Here is a 20,339-nt window from a genome sequence, read left to right as displayed (position 1 = left end):
TATCCACTCACGGCTCGTCGTGGGCTCAGCAGCAGCGGCTGCCCGGCTTCACGTCCGCCCCCGCCATGCGGCGGCGTTCGAACTCGCGGCGCGAGAGCGGGGGAGCGTCCCCGTGCTCGCGCGCGTGCCGCTCGAGGTAGCGCTCGTACTGCGTCTCGCCGGTGAGCTCGCGCAGGTACCAGCGCACGCCCCGCCATGCCCTCGCGAGCGTGGTCACGACCGTTCCCCGGCCGCCGCGAGCGCCCGCTTCTCCGCCGCCGTGGCGATGAGCCCGGACGGTGCCACGATGTTCGACGGAACGGCGGGCACCTCGGAGTCGGGCAGCGGTTCGGACGAGGTGAGCGCCCGGTACCACACCCACAGGGCGTTCACGATCACGATGATGATCAGGACCGCGAACAGGATCGACAGCACGCCGTCGACCGTGGAGTTCACGACCACGGTGTGCATCTCGTCGATGTTCTTCGCGGGCCCGAGCACCTGGCCCTGCTCCAGCGCCGCCGCGTACTTGTCGCGTTGCGCGAAGAAGCCGAGCTTCGGGTCGGGCGAGAACACCTTCTGCCAGCTCGCCACGAGCGTGACGGCGGCGTCCCACGCGAGCGGGATCAGCGTCACCCAGGCGTACTTCCCGCGACCCGTCTTGATCAGGATCGTGGTCGCCACCGTGAGCGCGACCGCCGCGAGCAGCTGGTTGGCGATGCCGAACAGCGGGAAGAGCTGGTTGATCCCGCCCAGCGGGTCGGTGACACCCGCGTAGAGGAAGTACCCCCACGCGAGCACGACGACCGCGCTGGTGATCCACTGGCCGGGCTTCCAGTTCGCGTTCGCGAACGGCTTGTAGACGTTGCCGATCGTGTCCTGCAGCATGTAGCGCCCGACACGGGTGCCCGCGTCCACCGTGGTGAGGATGAACAGGGCCTCGAACATGATCGCGAAGTGGTACCAGAACGCCTTTAGCGCATCGCCGCCGAACGCGCCGGAGAAGATCTCCGACATGCCGACCGCCAAGGTGGGTGCCCCGCCGGTGCGGGCCACGAGGGTGCTCTCCTGGACCGCGGCCGCCGCTGCGGACAGATCCTGCGGCGTGATCGTGAACCCGAGGTTGTTCACGGCCTCGGACGCGGACTCCACCGTGGTGCCGAGCAGGCCGGCGGGTGCGTTCATCGCGAAGTAGAGCCCTGGGTCCAGGACGCAGGCGGCGATCAGGGCCATCACCGCGACGAAGGACTCCATGAGCATCGCGCCGTAGCCGATGAGCCGGACCTGCGACTCCTTCTGGATCAGCTTCGGCGTCGTTCCCGACGAGACGAGCGCGTGGAAGCCGGAGAGCGCGCCACAGGCGATCGTGATGAACACGAACGGGAAGAGCGACCCGGCGAACACCGGGCCGGTGCCGGTGAAGGCGAACTGGGTGAACGCCTGCGTGTTCATCACCGGCGCCGTGACGATGACCCCGAGCGCGAGCAGGGCGATCGTGCCGACCTTCATGAACGTCGACAGGTAGTCGCGCGGCGCGAGCAGCATCCAGACCGGCAGCACCGACGCCGCGAAGCCGTAGATCACCAGCCAGATCACCAGCGTGCGCGGGTCGAGGGTGAAGGCGTTTGCCCAGCTCGAGTTCTGCACCCACCCGCCCGCGATGATCGCGAGCAGCAGCAGCGCCACGCCGATGACGCTCGTCTCGATGACGCGTCCCGGGCGGATGCTGCGCAGGTAGAAGCCCATGAACAGGGCGATCGGGATCGTCATCGCGATGGAGAACGTGCCCCACGGTGAGTGCGCGAGCGCGTTCACGACGACGAGCGCGAGCACCGCGAGCAGGATGATCATGATCGCGAACACGGCGACGAGGGCCGCGACACCACCGACCACGCCGATCTCGTCGCGCGCCATCTGGCCGAGGCTGCGGCCGTCGCGGCGCATCGAGAAGAACAGCACGACCATGTCCTGCACGGCGCCGGCGAAGATGACGCCGAAGATGATCCAGATCGTGCCCGGCAGGTAGCCCATCTGCGCGGCGAGCACCGGGCCGACGAGGGGACCGGCGCCCGCGATCGCGGCGAAGTGGTGGCCGAACAGGACGCGGCGGTCCATCGGCTGGAAGTCGGTGCCGTTGTCCAGGCGTTCGGCGGGGGTCGCGCGGTTGTCGTCGGCCTGCAGCACCCGTTTGACGATGAACCGCGCGTAGAAGCGGTAGGCGATCGCGTACGACCCGAGCGCGGCCACCACCAGCCAGATCGCGGAGACGTTCTCCCCGCGCGAGATGGCGAGCACACCCCACGCCACCGCGCCGATGACGGCAACGGCGGTCCAGATCAGCACGGAGCGCGGGTTCATCCGCGACCGTGCCTCGGTGAGCGTCATGCCGTGCCTCCCGGAACCAGCCGGGGTTCCAGCCTCTCCAACATCACATCTCCTCGCCCTCCGCGGCGCCCTCGCCGCGGTCCGAGCAGTAGTTGCCGACGCCCGTCATCCGGTTGACAGCCTGGGCCGACTTTCCCGGGTTCCCGGTCGGGGAGGCATGGACACGGGACGAACCGCCTGATGAGGTGTGGGGGCCATGGACGAGCCGCTGGCCACTGTCGCCTTCATCGCCGTGCTCGGCGTGACGTCGATGCTGGCGTTCTCCGCCCGCTGGTTCCACCGCCGGGACGTGCTACCGCACCTGGAGGGCTGGGCGCTGGCGGACCGGCGGTTCGGCACGGGCGTCACCTGGTTCCTGCTCGGCGGCTCGATCTTCACCGCGTACACGTTCGCCGCCGTGCCCGGCCTCGCCTACGGCACCGGAGCGCTGGGCTTCTTCCCGCTCGCCTACACGGTGATCCTCTGCCCGATCCTGTTCGTGCTGCTTCCCCGGCTGTGGACGGCGGCGCGGCAGACCGGCGCGGTGACGGTGGCCGACTACGTGCGTGCGCGCTACGACTCGCCCGCGCTCATGCTCGTGGTCGCGCTCACCGGCGTGCTGGCGACGATGCCCTACATCGCGCTGCAGCTGCTCGGCGTGCGGGCGGTGCTCGCGGCGGGAGGGCTGTACCCGGAGGGCCTGGTGGGCGACCTCGCCCTCACGGCCGTCTTCGCCGTGCTGGCCGGCGCTACCTTCCGCAGCGGGCTGCGGGCGCCCGCGGTGATCTCGCTGGTCAAGGGCGTGCTCGTGTTCGGGGCGGCGTTCGGCGTGGTCGGGGTGGCCGTCGGGCGCCTCGGCGGCTTCGCGGCGGTGTTCGACGGCGCCGAGCGGGAGCTGGGCCCCGGCGGCGGGCTGCTGCTGGACCCCGCACTGCACCCGGCCTTCGCCACGCTCGCGCTGGGCTCCGCCCTCGCCCTCCCGATGTACCCGCACGTGCTCACCGCGGCGTTCGCCGCCGACAGCCCCGACACGCTGCGCCGCAGCACCGTCGCCATGCCCGCGTGGACGTTCGTGCTCGGCCTCTTCGGGCTGCTCGGCATCGCCGCGCTGGCGGCCGGCATCACGGCGCCGGTGGGCAACGCCGAGGTGGCCGTCCCGCTGCTGGTCAGGGACCTGCTCCCGGAACTGGCGAGCGGAGCGGTGTTCGGGGCGCTGGCCGTCGGTGCGCTGGTGCCGGCGGCGGTCATGTCGGTGGCCGTCGCCGCGCTCTTCACGCGCAACGTCTACGTCGAGTTCTTCCTGCCGCGCGCCACGCCGAAGCACGAGGTGAAGGTGGCGCGCTGGGTGTCGCTGGTCGCCAAGGTGGCGGCGCTCGCCTTCGTGTTCGGGCTGCGCGAGCAGGACGCCATCAACCTGCAGCTGCTCGGCGGGATCTGGATCCTGCAGACGTTCCCGGCCGTGGCGTTCGGGCTGTTCACCGGGTGGTGGCACCGCTCGGCGCTGCTCGGCGGGTGGGCGGCGGGCATGGTCGTCGGCACCGTGCTCGCGGTGGCGGGAGGGTTCACCTCCGTGGTCGCGATCGGGCCGGTCCTGGTCTACGTCGCCGTGATCGCCCTCGCGGTGAACCTCGCCGTGTCCGCGGTGCTCACCCCCGTGTTCTCCGGGCGCGGCACACCGCGGGCGGGGGTGGCGACGTGAAGGACATCCACACGGTCGTGCGGGGCGCCGAGGCACGGCCCGATCCGGATCGCGACCGCGAGGAGGCGATCGCGGAGCTGTTCGAGATCCACCACCTGCCGCTCGTGCGGCTGGCGGTGCTGCTCGGCGCCGACGACGCCGAGGACGTCGTCGCGGAGGCGTTCTACCAGCTCTACCGCCGCTGGCGACGGCTGCGCAGCCCCGAGGCGGCGGCGACGTACCTGCGCTCCGTGGTGGTGAACCTGACGCGGATGCGCATCCGCCACCTGCAGGTGGTGCGCAGGCACGCGGCCCGGGACGGCGCCGAACCGGTGCACGCCGCATCCGGTGAGGAGCGCGCGGTGTTGCGGGACGACCAGAAAGCGCTGGTGGACGCGGTGCGCGCGTTGCCGGCCCGGCAGCGGGAGGCGTTGGTGTTACGGTTCTGGCTCGACCTGCGCGAGAGCGAGATCGCAGACGCGATGGGCATCACCGTGGGTTCGGTCAAGGTGCACGTCTCCCGCGGGATGGCCGCGTTGTCCCGCGTGCTCGAGGAGCGCAGATGACCACACCTGGCGCCGACGAGCGGCTGCGCGAGGCGTTCGACGCCCTCGCCTCGGGTGTGCGGGCCGACCCGGGGGCGTACCGGCGGGCGAGCGCCGGCTGGCGGCGCCGGCACCGGCGCAGGCGGCTCCTGCTCGCGATCCTCGCCGCGCTGGTGTTCACCGCGGCCGACGCCGTCGGGCTCTGGGCGCTCAGCCAGGCCGATCCGAACACCCACGTGATCTTCTCCGGCCCGGTGAACCGGCCGGTGGCGCCGGACCAGGTGGACCGCATCGGCCAGCCCTGACCGGCCGACACCCGGCCGCCGAGCACCGTCCGCGCCCGTGCCGGCCGCCACCTCCCGGGCCCTCCGGGTGAGCTCGACCGGCACGTGCAACCGCGCCTCCGGCAACAGGCCGACCACCCGGTCCCCGAGCACACCACGAGCGCGCGGCCGGCCACGGGGCGGCGACCTCGTCCGGCAGCCGGACGCGGACGCCGCCGGCGCCGAGCAGCACCCGCATCGGCAGTGCCTGGTAGGTGTGCCACCGGTTGCGGGACCGCGCTACGGCTGCCGGTTCAGCGAGGTCGCCCGCCCCGCCTGCTCGGCGAGCTGGTCATGGGTGCGCACGGCGACGACGCAGACGATGCTGACGACAGCGGCGAGCGCCACGTACAGCGTGACCGGGAGCGACGAACCCGCGCGGTCGAACAGCGCCGTGGCGATGAACGGGGCGATGCCGCCGCCGATGATGCCGGAGAACTGGAAGCTGAACGAGGTGCCGGTGTAGCGCGTCTCCGGCGGGAACACCGTGGAGACGAGCCCGGCGTACGGCGCCCAGATGGCCATTCCGGCGATGCTGAAACTCAGCACCATCGCCACCGACGCCAACGCCGGGCTCCCCGTGTCCAGCAGGGGGAAGAAGGCGAACGCGCTGACGACGAGTCCGACGAGTCCCCAGACGAGCACTCTCCGGGTCCCGACGCGATCGGCGAGTGCGCCGAACAGCGGGGTGGTGACCAGCGCCAGGCCGGCCGCCACCATCGTGGCCACCAGAACGGCTCCGCTCGACATCACGCCCGAGGTCGTCACGTAGGTGATCGAGAAGACGGTGAAGACGTAGAACCCGACATCCACGCCGAGCCGGCATCCGACCGACAGCACGAAGTTCCCGGGCTGGCTGCGCAGCACCGAGACCAGTGGCGCCCGCTCGGGCCGGGCGTCCTTTATGCTCTCGACGAACTCGGGCGTCTCGGTGATCCGCAGCCGCAGCCAGAGCCCCACGACCAGGATCGAGGCGCCGAGCAGGAAGGGAACCCGCCAGCCCCACGCCAGGAACGCGTCCTTGTGGACCAGGGTTGTCGCGAGCGTGAACGAGCCGCCCGCGAGCAGGAGCCCGAGCGGATCTCCGGCCTGCGGGATGCTGCCCAGCAGCCCCTTGCGCTTCCCGCCGGGCAGCTGCTCGATGGCCAGCAGGACCGATCCGCCCCATTCCCCGCCGAGCGCGAGCCCCTGCGCGATCCGGCACAACGCCAGCAGGATCGGCGCCCACACACCGATCTGGGCGTAGGTGGGCAGCAACCCGATCGCGCAGGTGGCCACGCCCATCGTGACGAGGGTGGCCAGCAGCACGCGACGACGGCCGATCCGGTCGCCGAAGTGGCCCGCGATGACCGCGCCGATGGGTCGCGCCACGAAACCGACCGCGAACGTCGCGAACGAGCTGAGGAGGCCGGCGATCGGCGAGCTGTGGGGGAAGAACAGCTGCGGGAACACGAGCGCGGCCGCCTGGCCGAAGATCATGTAGTCGTACCACTCCAGGGTGCTGCCGGCCAGGCTCGCTCCCAGCGCGCGTCGCCTGAGCCTGTCCCGGCTCGGTGTCATGGCTGGCCTTCCAGTGCCGTCTCGGATACCGCCTTCAGCGATCGACACAGGATGCTCGGCGACCGTCACCGGGTACATGGGGCAACGAACCAGGCTTCATTAGCATGCTTTTGTGTCGTTGTCACAAATCCATCGCTCACTCGTGGAATCGGCCGCGGAGATCAGCGAGGAGGTCCTCGACAGCGTCTGGGGAATCCCCGGCTACGACACGACCCACATGCCCCGCGAAGATCTGTCGCGGCGGATACCCGTCTCCATCCAGGCGCTGCTGGACTCCCTCCGGGACGAACGGCTCACCGATCCGGCTCGCGAGGTCGCACGGGAGATCGGTTACAGCCGAGCGCTGTCGGGCGTGCCCATCGAGGCCATGCTCCAGTCCTGGAGCACGTCCGAACGGATCTGCGTGCAGCACGTGCTGCGCCACGCCGAGGAGTTCGCCGGCCCGGACGTGCGGCGCGCCATCGCAGTGCTCAACGTGGTCTTCGCCGAGGTGGCCCGGCATTCGGCCGACTCGTACCGCCGCACCCAGGCCGAGGTCACCGCCTACTACGACCGGCTCACCACCGACCTCGTCGCCCGCCTGGTCGGCGAGCAGCAAGCGACGCCGGACGAGATCCGCAAGCAGGCGCAGGCCATCGGCAGCGATCCCACCCGCCCCCACGCCGCGGTCGTCGTGGTGGTCGCCGCTCCCGACGCAGGCCTCGACCTGCGCGTGGAACGGCATCTGCTCGCCGTGCTGGCCGGGCACACCGCGGGCCGCATCCTCGTCGGCCGGCTCGACCAGCACCTCGTCCTGCTCTGCCCCCTGCCCGGCGACGATCACCGGGCGCTGCACGCGCTGCTGCACCGCGCGGTCACCGATCCCCACCGACCGGGCTCGTTCCTCCTCGGCACCAGCGGCGACGGGGCGCCCCTGGACGCGATCACCGACGTGTGCGTGAAGGCCAGGCAAGCAGCGCAGGTCGGCACGAAACGCGGCTGGACGGACTGCGTGGTGACCTTCGAAGACGTCGGCCTCGACGTCATGCTGACCCGCAGCCCGGACACGACCGCCGCGATCATCGCAGCGCTGGACCCGCTGCGCGGGCGCCCCGAGCTCCTCGCCACCCTGCGGGAGTACCTGCGCAACGGCATGTCGGCGCGCGCGACCGCGCGCGCCCTCTACCTCCACCCCAATACCGTCCCCTACCGGCTGCGCAGCATCGAACAGCTCCTCGGCCGCCCGCTGACCGACGTCACCGGCCTCACGGACATCCTCATCGCCCTGCACGAACTCGAGCTCAACCAGCGCGCGGTGTGAGGCGCGCCGGGTGCGTGGAACGCCCCCGGGGGCAGGCGAGTGCGCGCCTGACGTCGCGGGTCCGGGACGATCGCCGCTCAGCCCGGCGCCTGCCGCCCCCGGTGCCGGCGCATGAGCTCGCGCACGTCGGCGACGGGCCCGAGGTGGCGGAGCTTGTCCGGGTTGATGACCGACCGGATGGTCTGGACGGCGCCGTCGGCCACGTCGAGCACGAACACGTTCGTGATCTTCCCGTCCGGGTCGAGCACCAGCGCCCCCGGGCGCCCGTTGATCTCGCGCAGCCGCATCGTGATGCCCATCTCGCGCATCTGGCGCCCGACGTTGGCGAACAGGCGCGACACCTTGTCGACCCCCACGATCGGCTCCATCCACTGCGGCGCCTTGCCGCCGCCGTCCCCGTGGACGACGACGTCGGCGGCCAGCATGCCGACCAGCTGGTCCACGTCGCCGTCGGTGACCGCGGCGAAGAACCGCTGGGCGAGCTCCTGCTGCTCCTGGCGGGAGGCGTCGAACCGCCGCCTGCTCTCCTCGAGGTGCCTGCGGGCGCGCGTGGCGAGCTGGCGGCTGTTCGCCTCGCTCTTGCCGACGATCCGGGCCACCTCGTCGTAGCCGTAGCCGAACACGTCGTGGAGCAGGAAGACGGCCCGTTCCACCGGGTTGAGCCGCTCCAGCACGAGGAGGAAGGCCATCGACAGCGAGTCGGCCTGTTCGGCGTGCCCCGCCGGGTCCTCGGTGTCGTCGGTGAGCAGCGGCTCGGGGAGCCACTGCCCGACGTACGACTCGCGCCGCACCCGGGCCGAGCGCAGGTGGTCGATCGCCAGCCGGGTGGTCACCGCGGAGAGGTAGGCCCGCGTCGACTCGATGCGGGTGCCCTCCGCGAGCGCCCGCTGGTGGCGGAGGTAGGTCTCCTGGACGATGTCCTCGGCGTCGCTGACGGTGCCGAGCATCCGGTAGGCGATCGAGAACAACAGCGGACGCAGCGCCTCGGCCGGTTCGTCCAGCTCGGTCATCCGCGCGCCTCCCGGGGGGCCACCGGGTCGGTCAGCCCGTGGCGGAAGCCGTCCCGCCAGCTGGCCCACGCCGGTCGCCAGTCCAGCTCGCGCTTCGCCTTCTCGTTGGACGCGCCCCTGCCCTCGGTCATCCAGCGGACCACGACCTCCCCCGCCAGCGGCCGGGCGAGCCACACCGGCAACCGCATCGGCGGCTTCGCGCCCACCGCGTCGGCGAGGTGGGGCAGCCACTCCGCCACCGGCGCCGGGTCGTCGTCGACGATGTTGTAGACGCCCGCCCCGCCCCGCTCCACAGCGGCGACCGTAGCGGCTGCGGCGTCGTCGAGGTGGATGAACGACCACACCCCCGTGCCCGCGCCGACGATCGGCATCTTGCGTGCGCGGACCAGCTCGACCATCGACTCCGACGCCCCCGGGCCGTAGAAGTTGCCGTAGCGCAGGACGATCCCGGTGAGGGGCGCCTCGGTGACGGCGCGCTCCAGGAACCGGATGGCCGCCATGCTCTCGCGCTGCGCCGTCGCGGGCTCGGGGTCGAGGGGGTCGTCCTCGGACTTCACCGGTCCGCCGGTGCGGCTGTTGTTCCACCCGGTGTAGCTCTGCGCGACGACCTTCCCGACGCCGCTCGCCTTCGCCGCGGCGAGCAGGTGCCGTGTCCCGGCCGTCCGCAGCGCGTTGGTCGTGGCGAACCAACGGTCGAACCGGCGGAGGTCCGCCGCGGCGGCCAGCGCGGTCATCTGGTGCACGATCACGTCCGGCTGCGCCTCGGCCACCGCCTGCCCGACCGCGGCCCCGTCCAAACCGTCCACCACCACCGGACGGGCACCGAGGGCCCGCAGCTCGCCGGTCCTGCCTGCGCTCCGGGTCGTCGCGGTCACCTCGTGCCCGCTCGCCACCAGCCGCGGCACCAGCCGCCGGCCCAACGCACCCGTCCCACCTGCGACGAAGATCCGCATCGCGGCTTCCTCCCACTCCCTCGACTCTTGCCACCGGAGACGAAGCACCGCGCGAACCGGTGACAGTGGCGTGCGTCGCAGCCGGGCACGGGGCGTGCCGAATCACGTCGTTGACGCCGGTCGTCGCGGCAAGGAGCGTTCTGGCGAGCCCGTCGACGGGCATTCAACGGAAGGGACAGGCCGGTGGCCATCCGCCATGTCATCACGATCCGCGTCGCTCCGGGCAAGGCGGCGGAGTTCGCCGCCATCTTCACGGCCGTCCGGGAGACCGCACTCCAGGAGGACGGCTGCGAGCAGTACGAGCTCTTACAGAGCCTCGACGACCCGGACACCTTCGTGCTCCTCGAACGCTGGGCGAGCCAGGAGCTGCTGGAACGGCACATGGAGGCGGAGCGTGCGCGCGACTCCTCCGCCATGGATGCTCTCGTGGCCCTCTGGGCGCCCGGGGTGACGCCGACGATCGAGCGGTTCGAGGTCTGACCGAGCGAGCGGCACCATCGCCGGCCGGCATCTCCGGCTGTAGACGGGTTCCACCCCTGGCCGCAGGCACGACGATGGCAAGATCGGCAGAATCGTGACACCAGCCACACGTAGGGAGTGCTGCCGAATCACCGCATCGGCTGGGCGATCACGAGGTGGCGATCCGCTGCGGTGGGCGCACCGTGCCCGACCGGTCGCGGCCTGCCTCCTGCCTCGTCCTGGCCCGGCGCGCATTCGCCCCGATTGATCACGACGCGACCGTTGGATGAGTGGCTGGGTGGGTGCACCAGCCACCAAGGCCCCTGACGATCGTTCGGTGCGTTCCGCGGAACGCCGGGGGTGTCCGCAGCCGCCGGATCGCCCGGTCGATCGCGAACGCCCGATCTTGATCGGCCGGATCGGGGCGACAGCTGCTTACTCCTACCTGCCCGCCGCCTCAGCGCGTCGCCAGGGCGTCGGCCTCCGCCGGGTCCGCCGGCGCGTCGAGCGGGTGGGCGATCTCGTCGGCGGGCAGCCGCCAGCCGAGGATCGCGGCGACGGCGAGGAACACCGGCACGAGCCCGGCCAGCACGAACGTCATCGGGATGCCCAGCAGCTCGCCTGCGGGCCCGGCCACGGCCATCGAGACCGGCATGAGGGCGAGCGAGACGAAGAAGTCGAGGCTGGAGACCCGCCCGAGCAGGTGGGGTGGGACGCGCCGCTGCAGCAGCGTGCCCCAGATGACCATCGCGGCCGAGCCGGTGAACCCGACGACGAAGGCGGCGACCGCCATGACCCACAGGTGCGTGGTGAGGCCGATCAGCGCGAGCGGGGCGGCGCCCGCTCCCCACAGGAGGTTCATCACCGTGAGGTAGCGGCGGGGGAGCCGCCACGACGACACGACGAGCGACCCGACCGCACCGCCGATCCCGAACGCGCCCAGCACGAGCGCGAAGCTGCTGGCTCCGCCCCCGGTCTGGTCGCGCACCGCGAAGGGCAGCAGCACCTCGAGCGGGCCGAGCAGCACGAGCACGTAGAGCGTGGCGAAGGCCAGCGTGGCGAACAGCCAGCCGGTGCGGAACAGGTAGCGGAAGCCCTCGGCCAGGTCGCCGAGCACGGAGGTGCGCCCGGCCGTCGGCGCGACGGCCACCCGGCGCATGGCCACCAGCGTGACCGCGGCGATCGCGTAGATCCCGCCCGCGAGCAGCAGCGCGCTGCTCGGGGCGAAGGCGCCGACCAGCACGCCCGCGAGCGCCGGACCGAGCGCCTGCTGGGCCACCGGGCGCAGCGTGCCCTCGACGCCGTTGGCCGCGAGCAGCTCGTCGGCGGGGAGCAGGGTGGGCAGGATCGCCGAGTACGCGGGGAAGAAGAAGGCCTCCGCGGCGCCGAGCACGAACGCGATCACGGCGAGGTGCCACAGCTGCATCACGCCCGTGGCCGCCAGCAGCCCCGCCGCGGCGGCGGCGGCGACCCGGACGCCCTCGACGCCGAGCAGGACGGCCCGCTTGGGCAGCCGGTCGGCGGCGACACCGCCCCCGAGCGCGCTCACCAGCAGGCCGACGGCGGTGGCCGTGGCCACCAGCGAGAGCTCGGCCGGGCCGCCACCGAGCGCGATGACCTGGTACACGCCGGCGACGAGCCACAGCCCGCTCGCGAACAGCGACGCCGCCATGGAGGTGACCAGCAGCCGGTACTCGCGGTGGCGGAACGGGCGCAACGGCCGGGGCAGGCGGGTGTCGGGGCGTAGGGTCATCACCGATCCACGGGACTATGTGAAGGCGGGTCGAGGTCAAGGGACGGTAACGGCCCACACCGACAGGATCATCCCGTTTCGGACACGGCCGCCGGGTCGGCCCAACCCCGGGAGCGTGCCCGCGAGCAACGGTCGTACACTGGTCTTTCGGCGCGCCTACTGGCGCCGGTTCCGTCGTGCCTCCCGCACCTCACGGTCCCGGAGCAGCGACGTGCCCATGCACGGAACGAAGAGTACGTCCACCTGTCACGAATCGCGGAGGACATGGCCAAGAAGGACGGGGCGATCGAGGTCGAAGGCCGGGTCGTCGAGCCCCTGCCGAACGCGATGTTCCGCGTGGAGCTGGAGAACGGACACCGGGTCCTCGCACACATCAGCGGCAAGATGCGTCAGCACTACATCCGGATCCTCCCCGAGGACCGGGTCGTGGTGGAGCTGTCGCCGTACGACCTGACCCGCGGCCGCATCGTCTACCGCTACAAGTGACGACCGAACAACCGAGAGAGCGACGGACGTGAAGGTCCAGCCGAGCGTCAAGAAGATCTGCGACAAGTGCAAGGTGATCCGCCGTCACGGCCGGGTCATGGTGATCTGCGAGAACCTGCGCCACAAGCAGCGCCAGGGCTGATCACCCCTCGTCGCACCACATAGAGGAACCCAGCGCACCTACCGCGCCACACGGGCGCCACCACCCCCGGAACCAGGCCGGGGCCCGGCAGTGCTGATGGCCGACCCTGCAAGCAGGTCGGCTGTGAGTCACCCGGGGCGGGCGCTGGGAAGACCTGGCGAACACGACAGGAGAACCCCGCCGCATGGCACGACTCAGCGGCGTCGACCTCCCCCGCGAGAAGCGGATGGAGATCGCGCTGACCTACATCTACGGGATCGGGCGCACCCGCTCCAAGGAGATCCTGGACGCCACGGGCATCAGCCCGGACCTGCGTTCCCGGGACCTCTCGGACGAGGACGTCGCCGCCCTCCGCGAGTACATCGAGACCAACTACCGCGTCGAGGGCGACCTGCGCCGTGAGGTGCAGGCCGACATCCGGCGCAAGATCGAGATCGGCGCCTACCAGGGGATCCGGCACCGCCGGGGCCTGCCGGTGCGCGGCCAGCGGACCAAGACCAACGCCCGCAGCCGCAAGGGTCCGAAGAAGACCGTCGCCGGCAAGAAGAAGGCAGGTAAGAAGTAATGCCGCCCCGCAGCCGTGCCGCGGCCGGGCCCAAGAAGGTCCGCCGCAAGGAGAAGAAGAACGTCGCCGTGGGCCAGGCCCACATCAAGAGCACGTTCAACAACACGATCGTCTCGATCACCGACCCCGCCGGTGCCGTGATCGCGTGGGCCTCCGCGGGCCACGTCGGCTTCAAGGGCTCGCGCAAGTCCACGCCGTTCGCGGCGCAGATGGCCGCCGAGAACGCCGCCCGCAAGGCCGCCGAGCACGGCATGAAGAAGGTCGACGTGTTCGTGAAGGGCCCCGGCTCCGGCCGGGAGACCGCGATCCGTTCGCTGCAGGCCGCCGGCCTCGAGGTCGGCACGATCTCCGACGTCACCCCGCAGCCCCACAACGGCTGCCGTCCGCCCAAGCGGCGCCGGGTCTAGGGGAAGGGAGTAACAAGATGGCTCGTTACACCGGCCCCATGACCCGCAAGTCCCGCCGGCTGAAGGTCGACCTCGTCGGCGGCGACCAGGCGTTCGAGCGCCGTCCCTACCCGCCCGGCCAGCACGGCCGGATCCGGATCAAGGAGACGGAGTTCCTCCTGCAGTCGCAGGAGAAGCAGAAGGCCAAGTTCGCCTACGGCGTGCTCGAGAAGCAGTTCAGCCGCTACTACGTGGAGGCGAACCGTCGCCAGGGCAAGACCGGCGACAACCTGCTGCAGATCCTGGAGTCCCGGCTCGACAACGTCGTGTACCGGGCGGGTCTCGCCCGCACCCGGCGGATGGCGCGCCAGCTGGTGGCTCACGGCCACTTCCTCGTCAACGGCGAGAAGGTGAACATCCCCAGCTACCGGGTGTCGAAGTTCGACATCATCGACGTGCGGCCCAAGTCGCTCGGCACCGACCCGTTCATCATCGCCAAGGAGCTGCTCGGCGACCGCCCGGTCCCGGCGTGGCTCCAGGTGGTCCCCTCGAACCTGCGCATCCTGGTGCACCAGCTCCCCGAGCGGGCCCAGATCGACACGCAGGTCAACGAGCAGCTGATCGTCGAGCTCTACAGCAAGTAGCGCTCGAGCTCCCCCGGCCCCGCAGGGTGGGGCCGGGGGCCTCACTGCGGCATCAAATAGCGGTTGCCGCAGGGTGTTAGGAGGCACCACACCCATGCTGATCTCTCAGCGCCCCACCCTCGCCGAGGAAACGGTCGTCGACACCCGCTCCCGGTTCGTCATCGAGCCGCTGGAGCCGGGCTTCGGCTACACGCTGGGCAACTCGCTCCGGCGCACGCTGCTCTCCTCGATCCCCGGCGCCGCCGTCACGAGCATCCGCATCGACGGCGTCCTGCACGAGTTCACCACCGTGCCCGGGGTCAAGGAGGACGTCACCGACATCATCCTGAACCTCAAGGAGCTCGTGGTCAGCTCCGAGGAGGACGAGCCGGTCACGATGTACCTGCGCAAGCAGGGCCCCGGCACCGTCACCGCGGGCGACATCGTGCCGCCCGCCGGTGTCACCGTGCACAACCCGGACCTGCACATCGCCACCCTGAACGACAAGGGCCGCCTCGAGGTGGAGCTCGTCGTCGAGCGGGGCCGCGGCTACGTGCCGGCCATGCAGAACAAGGCCACCGGCGCCGAGATCGGCCGCATCCCGGTCGACTCGATCTACTCGCCGGTCATGAAGGTCACCTACAAGGTCGAGGCCACCCGCGTCGAGCAGCGCACCGACTTCGACAAGCTGGTGCTCGACGTCGAGACCAAGCCCTCGATCACCCCGCGAGACGCGCTGGCCTCGGCCGGCAAGACCCTCGTGGAGCTGTTCGGGCTCGCGCGCGAGCTCAACGTCGACGCCGAGGGCATCGAGATCGGGCCGTCGCCGCAGGAGGCCGACACCATCGCGGCCTTCGCGATGCCGATCGAGGAGCTGGACCTCACCGTCCGCTCCTACAACTGCCTCAAGCGCGAGGGCATCCACACCGTGGGCGAGCTGGTGGGCCGCAGCGAGGCCGACCTGCTCGACATCCGCAACTTCGGCGCCAAGTCCATCGACGAGGTCAAGATGAAGCTCGTCGGCCTCGGCCTGTCGCTGAAGGACAGCCCGCCCGGATTCGACCCGTCGGCCGCCGCCGTCGAGTACGGGTCCGAGGCGTTCGACCCCGACCGCTTCGGGGACGACGGCCAGGACTACGCAGAAACGGAGCAGCTGTAGCCATGCCTCAGCCCACCAAGGGGCCCCGCCTCGGCGGGTCGCCCGCGCACCAGCGGCTGATCCTGGCCAACCTGGCCACGGCGCTCTTCGAGCACGGTCGGATCACCACGACCGAGGCGAAGGCGCGCCGGCTGCGTCCGTACGCGGAGCGGCTGATCACGAAGGCCAAGCGGGGCGACCTGCACAACCGCCGCGAGATCCTCAAGCTGATCCGGCGCAAGGACGTCGTGCACCGGCTCATCGAGGAGATCGGCCCGTTCTTCTCCGATCGCAACGGCGGATACACGCGGATCACCAAGACGCTGCCGCGCAAGGGCGACAACGCCCCCATGGCGGTGATCGAGCTGGTCTCGCAGAAGACCGTCACCGACGAGGCCGACCGGGCCCGCCGGGTCGCGGCGTCGCAGCAGCGCCAGGAGACGGCGGCCGCCCCGGCACCCGCCGAGGAGACCGCGCCCGCGGAGGAGACGGCCACCGAGGCCGTCGAGGAGAGCGCCTCCACCGAGGACGCGCCCTACGGCGAGGGCAGCCACGCCCCGCTGGAGGACCCGGCCGAGGCCCCGGAGGGCTTCCCGATCAAGGGCAACGAGGACTCGAAGCTGTACCACGTGCCCGGGTCGTCGCACTACGACCGCACCGTGGCCGAGGTCTGGTTCGCCACTCCGGAGGCCGCCGAGGCCGCCGGTTTCCAGCTGCCCGCCGCCCAGCGTGAGGACTCCGACTCCGAGGAGTCCTGACATCACGCAGTCCCCGATCGAGCCCGCCGCCCACCTGGACGGCGGGCTCGACGGCGTTCCGGGGGCGGCCTCCGGCGCGCGCTTCCGGCTCGACGTCGCCTACGACGGCACCGACTTCTCCGGGTGGGCGCGCCAGCCCGCCCGCCGCACCGTGTGCGGGGTGCTCGAGGACGCGCTGGGCGTCGTGCTGCGCGAGCCGGTGGCGCTCACCGTGGCCGGCCGCACCGACGCCGGCGTCCACGCCACCGGCCAGGTCGCCCATGCCGACCTCCCCGCGGGGCTGGATCCGGGCCGGCTGGTGCGCAGGCTCGCCCGGCTCCTGCCGCCGGACGTGCGCGTGCGTGCCGTCACGCCCGTGCCCGATGCGTTCGACGCCCGCTTCTCCGCGCTGCGCCGCCACTACCGCTACCGGGTGGCGACGGCGCCGTACGGCGCGGAGCCGCTGCGCGCCCGGGACACGCTCTCCTGGCCCCACCCGCTCGACCTCGACGCCGTCCGTGCCGCCTCGGCGGGGCTGCTGGGCGAACACGACTTCGCCGCGTTCTGCAAGCGGCGGGAGGGCGCGACGACCGTGCGGGCGCTGCAGGAGCTCACCTGGGCCCGCGATGCCGACGGCGTCGTGCAGGCCGCCGTCGCCGCCGACGCCTTCTGCCACTCGATGGTGCGCAGCCTCGTCGGCGCGCTGCTGGACGTGGGGCGGGGCAGGCGGGCGGCGGACTGGCCGGCCGGCCTGCTGCGGCGCTCGGAGCGGGCCAGCGAGGTGACGGTGGCGCCTGCCCACGGGCTCACGCTGGTGGCCGTCGACTACCCGCCTGCGGCCGAGCTCGCCGCCCGCGCGCACACCACCCGGCGGCTGCGCGTGCCCCCGGACCTGAGAGCTGATTAGGCCGAACGGGTTACGTTCGTCCGCTCCGCCCACGTGTCACCTGGAGTTTCCCCAACGGGCAATTCCCCCGAAGAGGGAGGACACGTACGGTGACGCCGACTCGATCGTTTCACCCGATGGATCGAGCCTCACCTGTTGCGCCCCTGGGAACGGAGACGCCTTGACGATGACGCCTGAGGTCCGGCTTGGGGAGTCGGGTCGCGCCACCGCCGCCTGTGGAAGCGTCTCCCTGGACGTCGGCCGCAACCCGGTACCCCACATCGCCCCGCGCACGGTCACATCGGCGCAGCTCGACCATGCCGTGCGCCAGCTGCGGGAGCGCCGCGGGCGGCCCGCGGCGGAACAGATGCAGGCCGTCCTGCGGGCGCTCGACCTCACCGTCGTCCCCGACAACGAACATCGGCGTTAACCCTCGCGCCGAGGCGTTGCCTCGGGCCGTCGCCTGGTCGAGAGTGATCCGGTGACTGTCGAGCCCTCACCCGCTGCCACCGCCGAGGACCGCAAGTACGGCGATCGGGTGACCGCCGTCGAGCCCGGTGGGAACGAGCCGATCCCCGCCGCCGAGCGGCACGGCAGGCCGCGCCAGCTGTTCTGGACGTGGACGTCGCCGAACCTCGAGTTCGCGACGGTCTTCGTCGGTGTGCTGTCCGTCTCGGCGTTCGGGCTGACGTTCCCGCAGGCCGTCGCGGCCATCCTGCTCGGCAACGCGCTCTCCGCGCTGGCCCACGGCGCGCTCTCGGCGCGAGCCCCGTCGATCGGGGTGCCGCAGATGGTCCTCGGCCGGGCGGCCTTCGGCTACCGGGGGAATGCCGTGCCGTCCGCGCTGATGACGATCACGTCCGGCTTCGGGTGGTTCGCGGTGAACAGCGTGAGCGCCGCGTTCGCGCTGGAGTCCCTCACGGGCATGCCGGCGGCGGCATGGCTGGTGGTCGTCGTGCTGGTGCAGATCGCGATCGCCTTCTTCGGCCACAACCTCGTCCAGGCGTTCGAGCGGTTCGCGTTCCCGGTGCTCGCGATCGTGTTCGCGGTCGGCGCGGTGATCGTGCTCGCGCGGTCCGACCCGTCCTTCGTGCCGCCGGACGGCGGCACCGGGGGGCTCGGCGGGTTCCTGCTGACGGTCGGGGCGGTCGTCGGCTACACCGCGGGCTGGACCCCCTACGCGGCCGACTACGCGCGCTACCTGCCCGCCGACTCCTCGCGGTCGCGCACCGGCCTCGCGGCCGGGCTGGGCCTCTTCGGGTCCACGACCGTGCTGATGATCGTGGGCGCGGCGTCGGTCAGCGCCACCGCGGCCGCGGGCGTGGGGTCGGACAACCCGGCCACCGCGTTCGTCGGCGTGCTGCCGGGCGCGCTCGCGGCGCTCACCCTGCTGGCGATCGCGCTCGGTGCGGTGGCCGCGAACGTGCTGAACGTGTACTCGGGCGCGATGGCGTTCCTCAGCCTGGGCGTGAACGTGCCGCTGCGCTGGGCCCGTGCCGTGGTGGCGCTCGCGTTCGGGGTGGTCGGGTTCGTGATCGCGCTGGTCGCGCTCGCCGACGCCGCGCACAGCTACGAGGCGTTCCTGCTCGTCATCGTCTACTGGATCGGGCCGTGGCTCGGCGTGGTGCTCACCGACCAGTACCTGCGCCGGCGCGGGGTGCGGGTCGGGATGCTCTACGACCGCGGCTACCGCAACCACGTGGGCGTCGTCGCGCTGCTGGTGGGCATCGTGGTCTCGGTGCCGCTGTTCTCCAACCAGGCGCTGTTCACCGGCCTGGTGCCCGCGGTCGTGCCCGGGGTGGGGGACGTGACGTTCATCGTCGGGTTCGTACTGGCGGCCGCGGTGTACGCGCTGTTGTTCCCGCGGCTTGCGGGCCGGCCCGCCGGGACCGCAGAGTGACCGCCGTGGCCATCGATCCCGCTGCCCTGCTCGACGTCGCGCTCGACGAGGCGAAGGCCGGCCTCGACGAGGGCGGCATCCCGATCGGGGCGGCCCTGTTCGCCGCCGACGGCACCCTGCTGGGCCGCGGGCACAACCGGCGCGTGCAGGACGACGACCCGTCGATGCACGCCGAAACGGCGGCCTTCCGCGCCGCGGGCCGACAGCGGGACTACCGCAGCACGATGATGGTCACCACGCTCTCGCCCTGCTGGTACTGCTCGGGGCTCGTGCGCCAGTTCGGGATCGGTGCCGTGGTGGTCGGCGAGGCGCGCACGTTCTCCGGCGGGCACGACTGGCTCGCCGAGCACGGGGTGGCGGTCACCGTGCTCGACGACGAGCGCTGCGTCGCCCTCATGACCGACTTCATCGACGCCCGCCCCGAGCTGTGGTACGAGGACATCGGAGAGGTCCCATGATCCCCACGATCGACCTGGCCGCCTGGCGCGCCGGGGACCCGGCGATCGGCCCCACCGTCGACGACGCGCTGCAACGGGCCGGCTTCCTGCTGGCGGCGGGGCACGGCGTGGACGACGCCCTCCGCGCGGAGGTGCGGGCCGCCGCGCGGCAGTTCTTCGCGCTCCCCTCCGAGGTCAAGCAGAAGTACTCCGTGCGGATCGGTGGCCGGGGCTGGCTCGCGCCCGGAGTGGAGGCCAACGGCAACGTCGAGGGTGTGCAGACCCCGCCGGATCTCAAGGAGTCGTTCGCGGTGGGGCCGGAGACCCCCACCGGTGACCCGGCGGTCGACCCGGTGTGGTTCCCGCCGAACGTGTGGCCGGCCGAGGTGCCGGAGCTGCGTGCCGCCGTGGGCCGCTACGTCGCGGCGATGACCGCTGTGTCCCGCGAGCTGCTGGAGCTGTGCGCCACCGCGCTCGGCCTGCCGCGGGACGCGCTGACCGCGCTCGCGCGGCATCCCACCTGGACGTTCAACATCAACCGCTACCCGCCGCTCACCGAGGTCGGCGAGCCCGCTCCGGGCCAGTTCCGGATCGGCGCCCACACCGACTTCGGCACGGTCACCGTGCTCGACCGCGAGCCGGGCGCAGGCGGGCTCCAGGTCGACGTCGACGGTGCCGGCTGGGCCGACGCCCCGTACGACCCGGCGGCGTTCACCGTCAACATCGGAGACCTGCTCGCGCACTGGACCGGGCTGCGCTGGCGTTCGGGCCGGCACCGGGTGCTCCCGCCCCAGCCGGACGCGCCGAACGAGGAGCTCGTCTCGCTGGTGTTCTTCTTCGAGCTCGACCACGACGCGCTGGTCACCCCGCTCCGACCGCCGCTGGGGCGGCGAGCGGACCTCGACCCGGTGGTGTCCGCCCCGTTCCTCCGCGAGCGGTTGGACGCGATCTCCGTGGGCTAGTGTCCCGAGTCGAAAGTCCACCACGCATCTCGACGGCCCAGCTCCACGCTGAGCGCACCGGCGAACCGGCCGAGTACGCCCGGTACGAGGCCGGCTCGCCGGCGCACTCAGCGAGAACCTGGATCCGCCGATATACGCACCGAACTTCCGACT

At 71.9% G+C, this 20,339-nt stretch carries 23 protein-coding genes; 17 read left to right on the top strand and 6 right to left on the bottom strand.

The genetic code is table 11. The features are described 5' to 3' along the window. Positions 1-25: 25 nt before the first annotated feature. Together ABEA81_RS25225 and ABEA81_RS25220 are read right to left on the bottom strand one after the other, a co-directional pair. Positions 26-217, bottom strand: a complete 192-nt coding sequence (locus ABEA81_RS25225; protein ID WP_345607808.1) for a YbdD/YjiX family protein — start codon at positions 215-217, stop codon at positions 26-28. Then, entirely contained in the window at positions 214-2,364 is a 2,151-nt protein-coding gene (locus ABEA81_RS25220; RefSeq protein WP_345607807.1) for a carbon starvation CstA family protein, read from the bottom strand. Before ABEA81_RS25220 ends, ABEA81_RS25225 begins: the two co-directional genes overlap by 4 nt. A 196-nt stretch (positions 2,365-2,560) precedes the next feature. Here ABEA81_RS25220 and ABEA81_RS25215 point away from each other — a divergent pair, with 196 nt between their 5' ends. The 3 genes from ABEA81_RS25215 to ABEA81_RS25205 are packed head-to-tail and all read left to right on the top strand — an operon-like array spanning position 2,561 to position 4,871. Next, entirely contained in the window at positions 2,561-4,042 is a 1,482-nt protein-coding gene (locus tag ABEA81_RS25215) for a sodium:solute symporter family protein (protein WP_345607806.1), read from the top strand. Then, complete coding sequence (locus ABEA81_RS25210) at positions 4,039-4,587, top strand: RNA polymerase sigma factor (protein WP_345607805.1); 549 nt, start codon at positions 4,039-4,041, stop codon at positions 4,585-4,587. The genes ABEA81_RS25215 and ABEA81_RS25210 overlap by 4 nt, the downstream gene beginning before the upstream one ends. Next, positions 4,584-4,871 carry a hypothetical protein gene (locus tag ABEA81_RS25205; protein WP_345607803.1) on the top strand — a complete coding sequence of 96 codons (288 nt, stop codon included), beginning with the start codon at positions 4,584-4,586 and terminating at the stop codon, positions 4,869-4,871. Before ABEA81_RS25210 ends, ABEA81_RS25205 begins: the two co-directional genes overlap by 4 nt. A gap of 258 nt (positions 4,872-5,129) precedes the next feature. On the opposite strand, the gene ABEA81_RS25200 is transcribed toward ABEA81_RS25205, so the two are convergent. Then, positions 5,130-6,449 (bottom strand): MFS transporter, encoded by a 1,320-nt coding sequence (locus ABEA81_RS25200; protein WP_345607802.1) that lies wholly within the window; start codon positions 6,447-6,449, stop codon positions 5,130-5,132. Positions 6,450-6,591: 142 nt separating this feature from the next. Here ABEA81_RS25200 and ABEA81_RS25195 point away from each other — a divergent pair, with 142 nt between their 5' ends. Next, entirely contained in the window at positions 6,592-7,749 is a 1,158-nt protein-coding gene (locus ABEA81_RS25195) for a PucR family transcriptional regulator (protein ID WP_345607801.1), read from the top strand. Between the two features lie 77 nt (positions 7,750-7,826). Here ABEA81_RS25195 and ABEA81_RS25190 read toward each other — a convergent pair whose 3' ends face one another. Further along, positions 7,827-8,759, bottom strand: a complete 933-nt coding sequence (locus tag ABEA81_RS25190; protein ID WP_345607799.1) for an RNA polymerase sigma-70 factor — start codon at positions 8,757-8,759, stop codon at positions 7,827-7,829. Beyond that, positions 8,756-9,712, bottom strand: coding sequence for an NAD-dependent epimerase/dehydratase family protein (locus ABEA81_RS25185; RefSeq protein ID WP_345607798.1), 957 nt, complete (start codon positions 9,710-9,712; stop codon positions 8,756-8,758). Before ABEA81_RS25185 ends, ABEA81_RS25190 begins: the two co-directional genes overlap by 4 nt. Before the next feature lie 183 nt (positions 9,713-9,895). Here ABEA81_RS25185 and ABEA81_RS25180 point away from each other — a divergent pair, with 183 nt between their 5' ends. Further along, a complete protein-coding gene (locus ABEA81_RS25180) occupies positions 9,896-10,192 on the top strand; it encodes a putative quinol monooxygenase (protein ID WP_345607797.1) in 297 nt (98 codons plus the stop codon). A gap of 436 nt (positions 10,193-10,628) precedes the next feature. On the opposite strand, the gene ABEA81_RS25175 is transcribed toward ABEA81_RS25180, so the two are convergent. Further along, positions 10,629-11,924, bottom strand: coding sequence for an MFS transporter (locus tag ABEA81_RS25175; protein WP_345607796.1), 1,296 nt, complete (start codon positions 11,922-11,924; stop codon positions 10,629-10,631). A 264-nt stretch (positions 11,925-12,188) separates the two neighbouring features. Here ABEA81_RS25175 and infA point away from each other — a divergent pair, with 264 nt between their 5' ends. From infA to ABEA81_RS25115, 12 genes are all read left to right on the top strand, one after another. Next, on the top strand, positions 12,189-12,410 hold the full coding sequence (infA, locus tag ABEA81_RS25170; RefSeq protein WP_028929190.1) for a translation initiation factor IF-1: 222 nt from the start codon (positions 12,189-12,191) through the stop codon (positions 12,408-12,410). Positions 12,411-12,438: 28 nt separating this feature from the next. Beyond that, positions 12,439-12,552 carry a 50S ribosomal protein L36 gene (gene rpmJ, locus ABEA81_RS25165; protein ID WP_010148647.1) on the top strand — a complete coding sequence of 38 codons (114 nt, stop codon included), beginning with the start codon at positions 12,439-12,441 and terminating at the stop codon, positions 12,550-12,552. A 184-nt stretch (positions 12,553-12,736) separates the two neighbouring features. After that, entirely contained in the window at positions 12,737-13,117 is a 381-nt protein-coding gene (gene rpsM, locus ABEA81_RS25160; protein WP_345607795.1) for a 30S ribosomal protein S13, read from the top strand. Further along, positions 13,117-13,524 (top strand): 30S ribosomal protein S11, encoded by a 408-nt coding sequence (gene rpsK, locus ABEA81_RS25155; protein ID WP_343941341.1) that lies wholly within the window; start codon positions 13,117-13,119, stop codon positions 13,522-13,524. The genes rpsM and rpsK overlap by 1 nt, the downstream gene beginning before the upstream one ends. Before the next feature lie 17 nt (positions 13,525-13,541). Then, on the top strand, positions 13,542-14,147 hold the full coding sequence (rpsD, locus tag ABEA81_RS25150; RefSeq protein WP_345607793.1) for a 30S ribosomal protein S4: 606 nt from the start codon (positions 13,542-13,544) through the stop codon (positions 14,145-14,147). Between the two features lie 94 nt (positions 14,148-14,241). Further along, positions 14,242-15,285 (top strand): DNA-directed RNA polymerase subunit alpha, encoded by a 1,044-nt coding sequence (locus tag ABEA81_RS25145; RefSeq protein ID WP_345607791.1) that lies wholly within the window; start codon positions 14,242-14,244, stop codon positions 15,283-15,285. 2 nt (positions 15,286-15,287) lie between these two features. Beyond that, positions 15,288-16,022 (top strand): 50S ribosomal protein L17, sunset domain variant, encoded by a 735-nt coding sequence (rplQ, locus tag ABEA81_RS25140; protein WP_459077159.1) that lies wholly within the window; start codon positions 15,288-15,290, stop codon positions 16,020-16,022. Between the two features lie 34 nt (positions 16,023-16,056). Continuing rightward, on the top strand, positions 16,057-16,908 hold the full coding sequence (truA, locus tag ABEA81_RS25135) for a tRNA pseudouridine(38-40) synthase TruA (protein ID WP_345607966.1): 852 nt from the start codon (positions 16,057-16,059) through the stop codon (positions 16,906-16,908). Positions 16,909-17,074: 166 nt separating this feature from the next. After that, positions 17,075-17,317, top strand: coding sequence for a hypothetical protein (locus ABEA81_RS25130; protein WP_345607789.1), 243 nt, complete (start codon positions 17,075-17,077; stop codon positions 17,315-17,317). A 51-nt stretch (positions 17,318-17,368) separates the two neighbouring features. Continuing rightward, positions 17,369-18,787 (top strand): purine-cytosine permease family protein, encoded by a 1,419-nt coding sequence (locus ABEA81_RS25125; RefSeq protein WP_345607787.1) that lies wholly within the window; start codon positions 17,369-17,371, stop codon positions 18,785-18,787. A gap of 5 nt (positions 18,788-18,792) precedes the next feature. Then, positions 18,793-19,245, top strand: coding sequence for a nucleoside deaminase (locus ABEA81_RS25120; protein ID WP_345607785.1), 453 nt, complete (start codon positions 18,793-18,795; stop codon positions 19,243-19,245). After that, positions 19,242-20,186, top strand: coding sequence for an isopenicillin N synthase family dioxygenase (locus ABEA81_RS25115; protein WP_345607784.1), 945 nt, complete (start codon positions 19,242-19,244; stop codon positions 20,184-20,186). The genes ABEA81_RS25120 and ABEA81_RS25115 overlap by 4 nt, the downstream gene beginning before the upstream one ends. Positions 20,187-20,339 lie beyond the last annotated feature (153 nt).

The organism is Pseudonocardia adelaidensis, from assembly GCF_039543345.1.
Taxonomy (GTDB): Bacteria; Actinomycetota; Actinomycetes; order Mycobacteriales; family Pseudonocardiaceae; genus Pseudonocardia; species Pseudonocardia adelaidensis.
The sequence above is the reverse complement of the archived record's forward strand: the minus strand, read 5'-3'. Positions and strand labels throughout refer to the sequence as shown.

Bases quoted from the DNA above. Each gene is read 5' to 3' on its own strand.
- ABEA81_RS25220 (WP_345607807.1), bottom strand. From the start codon at position 2,364: ATGACGCTCACCGAGGCACGGTCGCGGATGAACCCGCGCTCCGTGCTG.
- ABEA81_RS25215 (WP_345607806.1), top strand. From the start codon at position 2,561: ATGGACGAGCCGCTGGCCACTGTCGCCTTCATCGCCGTGCTCGGCGTG.
- ABEA81_RS25205 (WP_345607803.1), top strand. From the start codon at position 4,584: ATGACCACACCTGGCGCCGACGAGCGGCTGCGCGAGGCGTTCGACGCC.
- ABEA81_RS25200 (WP_345607802.1), bottom strand. From the start codon at position 6,449: ATGACACCGAGCCGGGACAGGCTCAGGCGACGCGCGCTGGGAGCGAGC.
- ABEA81_RS25190 (WP_345607799.1), bottom strand. From the start codon at position 8,759: ATGACCGAGCTGGACGAACCGGCCGAGGCGCTGCGTCCGCTGTTGTTC.
- ABEA81_RS25185 (WP_345607798.1), bottom strand. From the start codon at position 9,712: ATGCGGATCTTCGTCGCAGGTGGGACGGGTGCGTTGGGCCGGCGGCTG.
- ABEA81_RS25175 (WP_345607796.1), bottom strand. From the start codon at position 11,924: ATGACCCTACGCCCCGACACCCGCCTGCCCCGGCCGTTGCGCCCGTTC.
- infA (WP_028929190.1), top strand. From the start codon at position 12,189: ATGGCCAAGAAGGACGGGGCGATCGAGGTCGAAGGCCGGGTCGTCGAG.
- rpsM (WP_345607795.1), top strand. From the start codon at position 12,737: ATGGCACGACTCAGCGGCGTCGACCTCCCCCGCGAGAAGCGGATGGAG.
- rpsK (WP_343941341.1), top strand. From the start codon at position 13,117: ATGCCGCCCCGCAGCCGTGCCGCGGCCGGGCCCAAGAAGGTCCGCCGC.
- rpsD (WP_345607793.1), top strand. From the start codon at position 13,542: ATGGCTCGTTACACCGGCCCCATGACCCGCAAGTCCCGCCGGCTGAAG.
- ABEA81_RS25145 (WP_345607791.1), top strand. From the start codon at position 14,242: ATGCTGATCTCTCAGCGCCCCACCCTCGCCGAGGAAACGGTCGTCGAC.
- rplQ (WP_459077159.1), top strand. From the start codon at position 15,288: ATGCCTCAGCCCACCAAGGGGCCCCGCCTCGGCGGGTCGCCCGCGCAC.
- ABEA81_RS25130 (WP_345607789.1), top strand. From the start codon at position 17,075: ATGACGCCTGAGGTCCGGCTTGGGGAGTCGGGTCGCGCCACCGCCGCC.
- ABEA81_RS25115 (WP_345607784.1), top strand. From the start codon at position 19,242: ATGATCCCCACGATCGACCTGGCCGCCTGGCGCGCCGGGGACCCGGCG.